The sequence below is a fragment of the Neobacillus sp. D3-1R genome, assembly GCF_052180215.1.
Lineage (GTDB): Bacteria > Bacillota > Bacilli > Bacillales > Cytobacillaceae > Pseudoneobacillus.
In genome coordinates this window covers 4,167,224-4,182,162 of sequence record NZ_CP197471.1, presented here as the reverse complement: position 1 = coordinate 4,182,162, position 14,939 = coordinate 4,167,224, and the positions used below count along the sequence as shown (strand labels likewise).

Sequence of the window (14,939 nt, the reverse complement as noted above, 5' to 3'; positions counted from 1 at the left end):
TGGGTTTTTCTTTTTGGTTGTGCGTTTGTGCGGCCCCCATTTTTTACCTGAGTTGTGACAAAGTTAGTAATAATCGGGTAACAGTAAGATATATTCCGATTTAGGTCAGATATATTTGTGAATTAGTCAGATATATGGCTGAAACGGTCAGATATATGCGGTCTTTACTCTAAAATATGAGTTGGGATTCAGGGAAAAGCCGTGTTTAACCCGCAATTTTCTTATACTAGCTCAAGACTTTTCTATAAATATCAAGATTTTAACTCACAATCCATTAATCTACTCAATTTTTCCTATTTTTAGGAGTAACCCCAAATGAGACTATTAGTCTGCTATAATAATAGAAAAAACAGAAGGGAAGGGTAAAGCAGTGTACAACAATTTCATTAAACTATATACACTAACCACGTGCCTGTTCTTATTTGGTTTTGCGCAGCATTCATCTGCTCACGTACTCGACGAAGTGAGAACGAAATCGGCGCAAAGCGATTACCAAGATAACTACACGCTTCTAGCAAGCTATAAAGGCGAAAAGAGCGGCGTTACGTTCGAAAGCTATAGTCCATTATGGCGTTCAACGGACAAGCTGAAAGCACTCGAAGAAGAGCTATTACGCAATAAGCATGGCGAGGAGCTTCCTCTTTTGGGGAAAGTCATGATCATCCCGGACTATCCAGCTGGAAAAAAAGTAATGGGGCAATATTTTGCTAGCTATCAATACACAAGCACATCTGCTTCATTAAAATCAGATCGCCCAATTTACTTATTCGGTGGAAATGACTTCACGACAGTGGATAGCATGGCCTATGTTCTTTCGCATGAGTATGGCCACCATTTTACGTTCTATCACCTAATAAACGATGAAAATAGCAAACCAGGTAACTGGTTAACTAGCGACTATGCAAAAAGCAGAGAACTAGACGCTAACCCAAATGTTCATGACACTGATACTGGTGAATACATTTGGTCGATGCCGGAAATTTTAGCGGAAGATTATGTGCAGCTATTTGGTTCAGAAAATGCCATCAAACAATCGGCACAAATGAATGTAAACATTTCAACACCGTTTGACACACCGGCAATTGAAGATTATTGGAGCAAACTACTTCCGGGTTTTGAACCGAAAAATCCACTTTCCTTCTATTTAAAAGGAGCGGAAACGAATCCTTACAATCCGCAAATGTATAATCTACAATTGCAATTGAAAAATTTAGAAGGTGATACGACGTATGTTCATGCCCGTGAAGGAACAGGAACGTATTCTTCCGTATTATTGGATCAAGTAACGGGTGTAGCCGACTCAACCAAATGGTACAACTACAGCCAGCTTCCTCTAGAAGTAAGTTGGATTTTAAATCAGATAGATAACAAGCAAATGAATCTGAACGCGATTCAACACGAAGCAACGGGCTTTAACCGAGGCTCCCAAACCCTTGTTTTAAATTACGAAAATATTCAATCAAGCGTTACAACAGATGCTGATATCCAAAAAGAGCTTTATCAAGAATCAAAAAGTTACAGCACGCTTGAGATAAAAGCCATGTTACAAGAAACAGCCATTCAAAACGGCATTCCACCAGAAATTTTAAAAGCCATTGCGTTTATCGAAACAGGCATGAAGCAATTTGATTCCGCAGGCCAACCGATCATCGCAACCGATGGTGGTATCGGAATAATGCAAATCACCATGTCAGATGCCGAATTGCAAACAGCCGGCATTGACAAGGAACGTTTAAAGTGGGACACCCAATATAATATCGAAACAGGTGCCAAAATCTTGAAACAAAAATGGAACAATTCGAATTTGCCAAAAATTAATGACAAAAATCCGAACACCATTGAAAATTGGTATTTTGCGATTATGGCCTACAACGGTCTTTCCAAACGAAATGATCCAAATCTCGACCATGAAAAAGCACCATACCAAGAACGAGTATTAGAAGCAATTCGCAACTATTCTCTTCTACCTATCAGTAGTATCCCTAAAGTAAATATTGCTTATCCTTACACTGACAAGCCAGACATCATGAGCTTTGTGGATAGTGAATATAACTGGCCAAACGTTGGAACATTAACGTCACAAACTTTTACAAATGGACAGAAGGTTTATACATTAAACGACCAGCTTTCCTACTCTAAACTGCGTGATGGTATAAATGGAGCAGAGATTCAAAGGCTGCCACATTACACACCGATTGAAATCATAGCTGGCCCATTTGAAATGGAAAACCCAAGCAACCATTATGTTATGTACCAAGTGAAAGGAAACGGCTTTGTGGGCTATATTGCGTCTTCAAATCTGCATGCAGGAAATGTAACGGTATTTAGCGACGTGAAATTTGGGGAAGAAGCGAGTGCCATTGCATACCTTCAGTTAAAAAGCATCATCTCCGGTTATCCAGATGGCACATTCAAACCTGGGCAGCCATTATTAAGACGTCATGCAGCTGCTATGCTTGTTAAAGAGCTTGGTTTAACGTTGCCTGAAGGATACAAAATGAAAGCAACCGACATGAAGCCAACAGACTTAAATTATCAAGAAATGATGATTGCTGAGGCACATGGGTTGATCGGTAAGGACGGGGCATTACGTCCAAATGAGAATTTAACAAGAGCACAAATGGCCGCGATTTTAGCTCGTGCTTATGAAAATTTATATGCAAAACCAACAAATAATGCCTACTTCACAGATGTAAAACCAGGTGATTGGAGCTATAACGTGATCAATACACTGGCCTTTAATAAAATCACCGTTACGGCAAACGGGGCTTATCATCCGAATGATAATGTGACTCGTTCACAGTTTTCTAGATTCTTGATGCGAACGATGGAATTGCGTTAATATTAATAACCTCTTACCAAATTAATGGTGAGAGGTTTTATTTCTTTACATAGAGGGTATAAAAACAACTATAATGGGACATTTTATTTAATGGTTGGTAAGCGTTTGGTGGAGGGCTCTCTGAAAAAGCCTTCCACTTTTTTCGTATTTGGAAAAAAATATAAAAAAGTGAAACCAAATGAAAACTTATCCGTCTAATACATTGGAATCTATTTTACAAGTATCCTTTCTTAATTCTCGCATCATCTAGATTGTGAATTTAACAAATTTGTAACAAAATAGTGTAAATATAGGTAATATTATGAAAAGTAGATTCATACAATGGAGATGTTGAGAAAAAAACACAGGGAAATAAGAAAATTGCCCAAAAAAACCTTGCTATTTTTGACAGTTTTTGTAGAATAGAGTATAAGTACTAGCAGAATTTTATCTATTTCATAACTTCAAAAGTTAAAAAATAGGAAAATATTAGCCAATGCGAATGCATTGACAATGTTTCTACAAAATTCTATACTAGTATTTGTAATTGTTAACAATTGAGTTTAAGAGAGAGAAATACATAACAATTCTCTTAATCTCGGTTAAATAATATGATTTTTTATTTAGAGGAGGAAATAAAGTAATGGCTTACCAACCAAAGTCTTACCGCAAGTTTTTAGCTGGAACTATCTCAGCTGCTGTTGTAGCATCTGCTATCGCTCCAGTTGCTGGTGCAGAATCAAAGTTCTCTGATCTTTCTTCTGTAACAGATCAAGAAACTCTTACAGCAATTGCTGCATTAGTTGATCTAGGTGTTATCCAAGGTTACCAAGATGGTACGTTTGCTCCAAACCAAACGATCAACCGTGGTCAAGCATCTGAAATGATCGTAAAAGCTCTTAAATTAGAAGCGAAAGCAGCTGTAGGTGGCGTATTCGAAGACCTAACTGCAAAGAGCTACTACTCGACATTTGCTGAAGCACTAGTTGCTGCAAAGTTAATCCCTGCTGGCGGTAAATTTGCTGCTGGAACTGGAATGACTCGTGAAGCAATGGCTACTGTATTAGTTAACGCTTTAGGCTTAACTGACAACGGTACTGCAGTTGAAATCAAAGACCTTGACAAAGCTGCTGAAGCTAACCGTGCTAACATCAAAATTTTAGCTCAACACGGAATTACAGTTGCTCCAAATGGGGAATTCAACCCAACTGACTCTGTAAAACGTTCTCAATTCGCATTATTCTTCTACCGTGCATTAAACGTAGCTGTATCTGCTGCTGAAGTAGTAGAAGTAAAATCAGTTAACAGCACAACTTTAGAAGTTAAAGTTAAAGGCGAACTTAAAGAAGTTAAAGCTTCTGACTTCGCATTTGACGGTGGTTTAACAGTAACTGCTGCTGAAATCGTACCAGCTGCTGCTGAAGAAACTTACACTACTGTTAAGTTAACTACTTCTGCTCAAGAAGCAGGTAAAGCATACAAATTAACTTCATTCTTAGGTAAAGAAGTTAAATCTGAAGTAACTGTTGCAGGATTTTCAACTTCAGTTTCTAGCCTAACTGCTGTTGGTGCAAAAAAATTAGAAGTTAAATTCAATGGTGCTATTGATACTACAAAAGCTCAAATCACAGTCAAAAAAGGTTCAGTTTCTACAAACGTAGAAAAAGTTACATTCTCTGAAGATAAAACTTCAGCTGTAATTGAAACTGTAACTAAATTAACTGAAGGTGAATACACAGTTTCTGTAGCTGGATTAACTACTGAAGCTCTTTCTTCATCTGTAAAAGTTGCAACCGAAAAGGTAGCTAAGATTGAAGTTCCTACAACAACTGCACCTATGAACAGCGGAACAGTAACTCCTGTTCCAGGAACAACTTTTGCTGCTGGTCAAAGTGCATTAGTTAACTATAAAGTCTTAAACCAATATGGCGAAGCTATGACTAACCAATCTATTACATGGACCCAATCAACTGGTGGTTATGTTGTTGATGATGCTGTTAATGGTAAATTAACTATTACAAACACAACAACTCCAACAAACTTTGTTCCAGGTACTAAGGTTTACTTAACAGGTGTACACGCAGCTAGTGGAACAGTTGTTAATGTTGAGTTTGTAGTTGGATTAGAGTCTAAAGCTGATCAAGTTGCATTTAAGGGTGTATACAATACAGTTTCTAAGAAGCTAGTTGATCTACCAGCTGGATTTAATAATGATGGTAGATATGTACTTTTATTCGAAGCGAAAGATCAGTATGGTAACAAGTTATCACTTGCAAACCATAATGACTTAGTATTTACATCTAGCAATCCATTATTTGTAGGAAGCACATTTAGTGCAGCTACAGATGTTGAAGTTGATGGTGTAACTTATGAAGCAGTTACTTTAACAAATGGTACTGCCCCTGCTAAAGGTGGAGAAGTTACTATTCAAGCAATTTCTAAAGTAACTGGAAAAACTGCAACATATACAATTAAAGCAGATGCTTTAGCTGCAGTTAAAACATTCTCAATTTCTGCACCAACTAAATTAGTTGCAGAAGGCGAAAAAGTTGAAATTCCTTTCACTGCAGCTGACCAGTATGGTAATGCTGTAACTGCTTATGATGATTTAGCTGGAAATGTAAGTTTTGCTTCTGGTTTAGCTTTTGAAAAACAAAACGACGGAACTGCAAAATTATACTATACTGCGCCATCAAATGCTGGAGCAACAGCAAATGCTGACGCACCTGTTTATCTTACTTCATTAGTAAGCAATGGTGGAAACTTCTCTAGCTTGATGATTAATGTTAAAGATCAAGCTCAACCAGCTGCTGTTATTGGTTTAAAAGACACAGTTTCAACAAGCGTTGCAATTGGTAACAAAGTTGAATTTACAGCTAGTAAATTACTTGTTCAAGACCAATATGGACGTACTTTATCTGATACTAAATTAAATGCTTGGTTAAACACTTCTGGAAATGCAATTGTTGTAACTTCAGTAAAACCAGCTTCTGGTACTGATGCTTCTGCATTCACTGTTCAGTTAGATAATGGTTCTGTTGGCTCTGATTTAGAAACTAACACAATCACCTCATCTACTGATAAATTAGTAGTTTCTGCTAAATCTGGATCTAACTTAGATTCAACTGAAAGATTAGTATTTGCTTTATCTACTGATAACGGAACAACAACTAATGCAGCAAGCTCTAAATCTGTGACTTTCACAAAAGTTGCTCAATCTGCTTATGCTAGCTATGAGGTTGCTGATTTAGGTACTATGTACCAAAATACAGTTGATACTTCTTCTGTTTCAACTGATCATGCTAAAACAGTTAAGGTATATGGTGTAACACAAAGTGGTACTAAAGTATTATTACCAGTAGGTGATTACTCAGTAGCTTTAGATTCTAACAAAGTATCATATTCTTCAGGTGTAATTTCTGAGGTTGCTAATGGATTTGCTGCTTCTGATTTCTTAGATGCTGCTGGAAATTACAAAGATGTTAAAGTACAAGTATTAGTAACTGTAAATGATGCTAATGGTGCAGCTGCAGCTATTCTTGAAAAAGAATTAGTCGTTTCTAACAAAGCTCCTAAGGTTGAAACTGTTACATTCAATACTGACCTTGTAACTGATGGTAAGGCTAATATCACTGCTGGTGCAATCACAACATCTGAATTAAACGGATACTTTGATGAAGTATTAGACCAATATGGTGTTGATAGATCTGAAAATCCAACAATTACTATTACAAACTTAACTAAAGTTACTGGTTCAGCTCTTGCTGTAACAGCTAATGGAACTTCAGGTACTAGCATCTCAGGTGCTGAAATGGGAGATAAGTTCACAGCTACCTATAAGTATGCTAGTGGAAAAACTGTTTCTGTAGCATTTACAGTAGGTTTAGATTCTTCTGGTCCTGTGGCTACAGTAACAACTGGAACTCCATCTGGATTAGTATTAACATTTAATGAAGCTCTTTACAACGGAACTACTGCTATTGCAGATGGTGCTAATGTAACTACATTATTTACTGCAGCAGACGTTTCAGGTACTTCAACTGCTATCTCTATCACATCAGCAACATACGATGCAACTGCTAAAACAGTTACATTTGTAATTGCTGGAGCAGAAGCAACTGATACAATCACTGTAGCTAACACAGTTAAGGATGCTGCTGGTAATACAGTTTCTTCTTCAACTGATGTAGCTGTACTAGGCGCTACTGCTTGGACAGTACAATAATATAGTCAAACTTATTTCTTGGAAGTTCTGAAGAGAGGAATCTCTTCAGAACTTTTTTATTTGTTTAGGAAAGAATCAGTATAAAGCTCCACCCGCAGAGACACAGGGACAGGTTCCTTTATCCCGACTAGTAAGAAACAAAAAAAGTTGCCAAGTAGAGTTTTCTCTCAACTTGGTTTCTTTTTTATAGTGAATAGTAATTGTTTATAACATAAGAAAATGATTATTTATACTCAATTGTTCATTTCACGGGACACGGGACAGAGTATAATGGCAAATAGGTCAAGTGTAGTTTTTAAAGAAAATTGGCCGACTTTAAGTAAAGCCCTCTGTTTCCATTTTTAGGAAGACTCAACTATCGCAGAAATTATTATAGGGCCCCTCTAGAACGTGAAAGGATCTTGCATTTTCATCCAACAGTGATACCGCCTAGCAAATATAAACTTTGATTTTCACGTAATATTCGTATTTGAAGGACAAGATCCATAACGCTGTCCCACGAGGTCTTAAGCTTCAGGTACCAAAAACAATGTGATCTAACGTCCTAGGGGAGCCCCATTTTAAAGATAATAATGCTTACTTACTTAATGTAGTGTGGGGACAAGGGGACAGGTTCCTTGTCCCGACTAATAAGGAACTAAAAAAAACCAAGTAGAGTTCTCTCTCAACTTGGTTTCTTTTTTATTTTGAAAAGTATTTTGTATATTACATATAAATGTCAACACAAATATGTACAATTTCGCTTGTATGGGACAAGGGGACAGGTACCTTGTCCCAACAAATAATTCCATTTTGGATATGATGAAGGAAAGCTCTATAGAGAGAAATCTCTGTTGGGTTTACTATTTGCTAGATACCGAATCAAATAGAATGACATATATTATTTTCATGAAGAGAATATCTTAAGCCTTTATTCCTTTTGAGGAGTTAGGGCTTTTTTTATTTGAGGAGAAAGGGACAGAGGGACAGGTTCTTGTCCCGACCCGAGTGTGTTGATATTGCAAAGCTCTGTGGAGACGAATCTCTACGGGGCTTTTCTTTTTGAGGGACACGGGGACAGGTACCTTGTCCCAGAGCTGTGGGATGCACCATTAGATTTTGGATGGCGGAGAAGTCTCCAAATGGCTTGCTGTATGTAAACGGTGCTGACAAAGTATTTGTTTACTATCCGGATGGTCAATTAGCTGCAACATATGTGGTAGAGTACGGCACAAATCCAGTAACATTCGATAAGGACGGCAATGCCTATATCGTTTCCACAACATTGGATAAAGTATCAACCTTAACCGTATGGGATCCTAAGCATCAGTTAAAATATAGATACTCTATTTATGATGGAGGAATGGGCGAAACTCCTTTGGTTACTGCAAATGGGGTTGTCTATTTGGGTGGGAATAGATTGTTTGCTGTGAAATTACCATAAGAATGGGAAAAAACAAGGTTCGAACGCATTTTGTCTGAGACCTTGTTTTTTTCTGGACTAATTTTTAGGAATGTCCGATAATGGACTTCTGTCAATAAAATAGACATTTTTTAGCCAGGTTGTGGCGTATTTTTTCTTCCGCGCTACAGGGACACGGGGACAGGTACCTTGTCCCAATTAGAAAGAACCTAGTAAAGAAGCCAAGTATTGATATCTCCCAAATTAGTTTCTTTTTAATTATGAGCATTATTACTTAGAAACAGTTTGGGAATTAGTACTTGATACAATAATACGAGGTAGCAGTAACGCTTGAAATACATACGAGGACTTGTATTGAACACCCTAATTGTGAAGGGACGAGGGGACAGGTACCATGTCCCACAAAAAGTTGTAATGTATATATATCTGAGTTTCTAGCCTAAAGCTGTCACATAATCTAATACAAACTGTTAAAAAAAGAGGCTAAGGATATTAATTTTTCATTAGCCTCTTCTTTTTTTACTACAACCTAATTCTTTAATTGATAAATCCCATACCCACTACCAACATATAAAGTATTATTTTTACTAATTACAATAGAATAAATAAGACTATTACTCACTTTTCGCTGCCAATTAATTTTCCCATTTGCGGAAATAGAATAAACCATACCTTTCTCTGTTCCTATATAAAGATTACCTTTGTTATCTTGAACGATTTGCTTAATCCATCCATTTAACGGAAGTCTCCAGGTGCGATTTCCTTGTTTAATCATATTCGTTACTTTGATAGTTGCGGCATTTGTTGAAGGAAATCCTATATCAGTTTCATAGATGCCATATAAAATTCCAGATTCTCCTCCGATATAAATGGCTCCATCTTCACCTATAACAGGTGAGGCGCTAATCCGATTACCATCTATGCGTTCTAATTCAATTGCCCATTTAGGTTTGATCATTTGAATATCTTTTCTATAAATTTCATGGGACCCTGTATCATCATAATAAGTAAATGGACCACCTTGATAAGTAAATGGTTGACTACTTAATGAATACGCTTGAATCATATTGCTATAAGTACCGAAATATAGTGTATCGTTGTGAAGGGTATAATCGGAAAAACTAGTTGATTCCCCATCTAATTTATATAAAAACTTCCCATCTTTTGAGAGGACATTATTATTTGCAGTATAAAACTTCCCTGATTTTCCAATTGCCCCCGTCACGTTATATAAATCTACAGGTGGGTAATCAACATCTGGACTTTCATATAACACACTTTCATCCCATGTCCATTGTATTTCCTTTCCTGTATAACCTCCGTCTGATTGAGGTGGCTTGATTTTTAAAATATTGCCTTCCGTTCTGATATAGATATTTCCGTCTTTATCCAGGATCGGCTGAGAGTTATTTATACTATAAGGCAGTTCTATTTGCCAGATGGGCCCTTGGTATAATGGATGGAATCCATATAAAACGGTGCTTCCTCTTTCAAAGGAGTGAGCTAAAACGTAAATTTGTCCGTTGTCTGCAAGGATAGGAGCGGTATTTATCTCCATTTTTTCAGATGGCTCAAAACAATACTTCCAGTCAAGTTTTCCAGTTGAATTCACAGCATAAAAACATCCATCTTGTGAACCAAAATAGATGGTCCCGTTTCTAGAAATGACAGGTTCTGATTGCACATAACCACGTGTATTCAATAAGAGCTTTACATTAGGTGCAGTTGGTCCTGAAAAACGTGAATGCTTATTCCAATTCGAATTAGTAGGGTGAATGGCGTAACGATCATAGGCAGCTATTTCATATGCATCTCCTTGATTAAAAGGAGTGGTTGTCATCGCACGATATAGGAAGACAGCCATCTGTGCACGGGTCACAGAGTTATTGGGTCCAAACACATGTGGATTAATCCCAGTTGTAACACCAATGGTTGATAAGGTATAAACAAATTCCTTTGCCCAATTGCTGTTTTTAATATCAATAAAACGTTCTTCTGCTTTTGGCTCCATATAAGTAAAATGAAAGGCTTTTGCAATAATTTTAGCCATTTGTGCACGTGTTAGAGGTTCGTTTAATCCGAATTTATCAGCGCTCTTGCCCTGAAGAAGTCCCTCTTTAAAGGCGACCTGTATGTAGGGATAATCAGGATGAGTCTTATCAACATCCTCAAATGGTAATTCAGGTAAATCCCCATTAATACTTAATCCTTTTGCTTTTACTAACATACGTGCAGCTTTTTCTCTGGTAATCGGTTCATTCGGCACAAATAAATCACCCTGTAGGGCTTCAGCAATCTCTTTACCTTGGAGATAATGAATCTCTTTATAAGCCCAAAAGGATGAATCGACATCTGAAAAAGGTTCGGTTGCACCTGAATGAACAGGTTTCACACTTATAATGGTTATTGCAATAAGTAATAAGATGAATGTTTTTAAAAATATAGTATTCCTCATATATACATGAATCCCCCTTTGTTAGTTTGTATTCTATAAAAATTGGAAAATTCCTCTAGTAGATTTACTTCCCCATATTATCCTCAAACCAAACAAACAATTGTTTCGACAACACTTTCCATATTTTGTTATTAAAATACATAATCTCCGCTTATCTTCCTCTAGTTTTCCTTATAGTAGAGGAATCTGTCGATTTAAAGAGATAGAAAACAATTGCCTCCTAATTTCCAAACATTGTAAAATTTAGTGGTGTAAAAATTTGGATATATAAGGAAGGGAGAGGTAAATGAGGAGTTTTCGATTGGTATTATTGATTTTAATTCTATTAATGAACACGATTTTTCCGACTACTAATTTATTAGGTCACTTATCTGGAGAAACGGCAAAGGCAACAACAATTGAACCTGAAACACCTTCGATTACAGTTTTACCTGGAACAGATCGGATTACGATTATGAAAAATGATGATCAGCCAGGGGACCCAACAAATGGAGAGGGTTTTTATTGGACAGGTCCAGGATTTCAGTATTTAAAGACTGGTACCGTTTTATCTATACTCGACAATTTAAGAATATATGATTCAAATGGTCATGAAGTTTCGCCTGAAACGGCAAAAGATGAGATTAGTTTCTATGTGGAGGATGAAGAAGTGGTCAAGGTAAATGACTCACTCGAAATAACGGCAAACACACTTGGAACTTCACAATTAATTTTAAACTATCATAACTTTGAAATTAACTTGTACATAAATGTTGTGGAAGAGTTGGAACGGGAATATGTCATTACTTATCCAGCGAATGGAAATGAATATTACGTTGACTATAATTTATACGGAAAAGACAAAGTCACTGGAAGGTATCAATACATTCCATCTAAAGATAACTTCACTGTTATTAATGAGAAAAAGCAGCTTACAATAAAAATTCCTCAACCTGAAATCAATCAATTTGATGAATACAAACTTTATATAAGTGAACCAGGTTATCTCTATATGGTTGACTTATTAGATGATAAGCAGATTGATATTCAAGTAGACAACCAATATTCAATGCTACAGTTCCCTACTGATAGTTCAGGAAATGTTGCGATAAAGCCAGATGTAGATGGTATTGGTTCCATATATGCGTATTTGTCAGGAGCCCAAAGTTTAGTATTACCAAAAGGAACCTATACATTCTCTACTACGAAAAGTAATCTTGAACGAACATCTTATACGCTTATTGATAGTGCAATTACGGTCACTGATGATCTACAAATGGTAACGTATAATGATGACGAAAGAATTCCTTTCCAGTTGGAATACTTAGGAAATTCCAACTATCTTCATGCTTCACTACGATTTAATAGTAATAATTATTTTTTGTCCAATTTAACGAACAACACGAAAATATTAGGTAAACCGGGTTCTTACTCTTTTAATCTCAGTGTTCAAGATCAAAAATACTATTATAACTTTAGTAAAACACAATCCATTACGACAGATAGTACTGTAAATGTAAGTCCTGAATTTAAATCAATAGTTAATTTAAATGATACTTATGTTGGTGGAGATAGCCTTTACAGAGGAGTGAATCCTATTCAGTTTGTAAATAATGAAGGCTTTAAGCTAGATTATATTTTTCAAACTGCAAATGGAATGGATGTAAAACCGCTATTAACATTAACCAATGTCGCCAATTCTGATGAAGTCTATCAAATAGAATTGGATAGTTTCTACTATCCCAATGCTACGCTCCCTAACGTAGACGGAGTATTCGATGTGACAGTCTCTGTCCCATTAACGACCACCCCAGGACTACCTGATAGTAAGATAATCGGAATTCATTCTATTCCAGAACAAAATATGCCGATCAATTCGACTATTGATCTTGAAGTATTTGCTACTTTTGAAGATACTTCAGTACAAAATATTACCCCGTTTGTTACATTTTCAGTTTCAGACCCAGAAGTGATTCATGTTTCAGATGATGGAAGGGTGAGGGCTCTCAATCCAGGTACAGCTACTATTACAGCATCGTATGGTGAGTTTACTACGGAAATCATTATAAATGTCCAAGGAGATGAACTTCTATCCTTAGAATTTAACCAGCCATCATATATACTGGAACCCAATGCTACCATCCCTCTTTCTGTAAAAGGGAATTACAGTTTAAGTGGCTCACGGGATTTAACCCACTTAGTCACAATAGAATCACAAGACACCAATATTGTAACGGTAGTAGATGGGCATATCTCTGCACTGAATCCTGGAACGACAACCATTACCGCTTCCTATAATGGTGTTACTACCAATGTAGAAGTAACCGTACAGGAACCGCCAAGACAACTTGAAAAAATCACCCTAAATCAAGAGTCATTCGATTTAATCCATTTAAGTTCCGCTCCGATTATTGTGACGGCCCATTACAATAATGGTGAAACTGAGATTGTCACGAGTGAATCTACTCTTACTAATTCGAATGACATCCTAGAAATTACAAATGGAAGCATAAAAGGGATTCAAACCGGAAGCAGTACTCTAACCGTAACCTATCAAGGGAAAACGGTGAATGTTCCGGTTCAAGTGAATCGCTATTTAGTAAAACTGCAAAGTACGTTACAAGACATTCAACTTGAAAAAGGTAAGAATCAGCAACTTCAAATAGAGGCAGTATATTCCGACCAAACAACAGAGGATGTCACGAATCAAGTCATGTATCAAATAGATAACCAGATTGCAACGGTTACAGCAGAAGGCATGTTGACCGGAGTAAACGAAGGTTCTACCAACGTCACAGCTTCGTTTGAAGGAATGGAGTATCAGTTCCGTGTAAATGTTTTTTCCAATGAAACAGGAATGGAGCTCTCAGTCAAACAAGCGACAACCAGTGGACTAATCAGTGCTCCTAAAGTCATCATTCAAAAATATGATACGACCAATAAAATTACGTTAACGGAAAAAACCACTGGATATTTTAAAGAAGAACTGGAACCAGGCTTATATGACATCTTTGTTTATAAAAATAAATATATGCCTGTTTACAAGCAAGTGTTAGTGGAACAAGGGAAGGTAGAAAAACTTGATATTTTATTAGAGGAGTCAGACCTCATTAAAGCTGATTTTTCCGCAACGAGAATGGATTTAAATGATTTAGCCGCTGCAGGAATTGATCCTAATGACCCTAACAACCGATGGACGTATAAGTTCGAAGCAAATCTAGCTTTCCGTGGGGAGAGCAAAACGATTACGTATTATGGTAATAGTGTTGGAACTTTATATGGTGAACCGACGAATTTAGGTGGAGGCTACTACCTTTATCCATACCTGATTCCTGTGGGTGGAGAGGGTAATGAAAATGAAAGTATCCCGTTATTTGCTTATATGATTGTTCCCGGTGAGGTTAGCTGGCTAAAAGAGTTTTTTAAAGTTCAGTTAACGATTCAAAATTTAACACCAGATCCGTTTCGTTTAGAAAACTCTACTATTCGTTTAGCTTTACCTGAGGGGTTAAGCTTAGCGGATACGACAGAACCCCAAACGTTAGAAGTAAATATTGGAGATATTGCTGGTGAAGAAACGATTTATCACGAATGGTATTTACGTGGCGATGAAAAAGGGGAATATGATTTAAGTGCTAGCTTTAACGCCACACTTTCGGTATTTGATGCACCAGTGAGTGGGACTTTTGCTACTAAAAATCCGATTAAGGTGTATGGTGAAGACGCCTTGAAAATGTATCTGAAGGCGGATAGTAGAGCGAAAGTAGGGTTGCCATATGAGGTTCAATTTGAATTAAAGAATGTATCAGATGGTCCGGTGTATTTCCTGAATTTCTCATTAAAAGAGGATGGGAAATTAAACTATTTTTACTCACCGAATACGCAGTTATCCCACTTTGTTGAGGAATTAGCAGCGGGAGAATCAGTTACATTTACCTACCTACTAATCCCGAGAATTACTGGTGTATTGGATGTTTCTCATTCCTTTATGTTAACCACGGGTGGAAATGCAGAAGTTGAAACGATTATTTCGACTTTAGATTAAATAGAAAGAAGA

5 protein-coding genes are annotated in these 14,939 nt (G+C 36.9%); 4 read left to right on the top strand and 1 reads right to left on the bottom strand.

Annotated features, from left to right (window positions below):
* Positions 1-370 precede the first annotated feature (370 nt).
* The 3 genes from ACSBPO_RS21000 to ACSBPO_RS20990 all read left to right on the top strand — a co-directional run bounded on the left by ACSBPO_RS21000 (position 371) and on the right by ACSBPO_RS20990 (position 8,469).
* Complete coding sequence (locus tag ACSBPO_RS21000; protein ID WP_442596785.1) at positions 371-2,842, top strand: S-layer homology domain-containing protein; 2,472 nt, start codon at positions 371-373, stop codon at positions 2,840-2,842.
* Positions 2,843-3,464: 622 nt separating this feature from the next.
* Positions 3,465-7,046 carry an S-layer homology domain-containing protein gene (locus ACSBPO_RS20995; RefSeq protein WP_442596783.1) on the top strand — a complete coding sequence of 1,194 codons (3,582 nt, stop codon included), beginning with the start codon at positions 3,465-3,467 and terminating at the stop codon, positions 7,044-7,046.
* 1,102 nt (positions 7,047-8,148) lie between these two features.
* A complete protein-coding gene (locus ACSBPO_RS20990; protein WP_442596781.1) occupies positions 8,149-8,469 on the top strand; it encodes a hypothetical protein in 321 nt (106 codons plus the stop codon).
* Between the two features lie 508 nt (positions 8,470-8,977).
* On the opposite strand, the gene ACSBPO_RS20985 is transcribed toward ACSBPO_RS20990, so the two are convergent.
* Positions 8,978-10,903: an S-layer homology domain-containing protein gene (locus ACSBPO_RS20985; protein ID WP_442596779.1), complete on the bottom strand. Its 1,926-nt coding sequence runs from the start codon at positions 10,901-10,903 to the stop codon at positions 8,978-8,980.
* Between the two features lie 301 nt (positions 10,904-11,204).
* Between ACSBPO_RS20985 and ACSBPO_RS20980 the strand changes: the two genes are divergently transcribed.
* Positions 11,205-14,927, top strand: coding sequence for an Ig-like domain-containing protein (locus ACSBPO_RS20980; protein ID WP_442596777.1), 3,723 nt, complete (start codon positions 11,205-11,207; stop codon positions 14,925-14,927).
* Positions 14,928-14,939 lie beyond the last annotated feature (12 nt).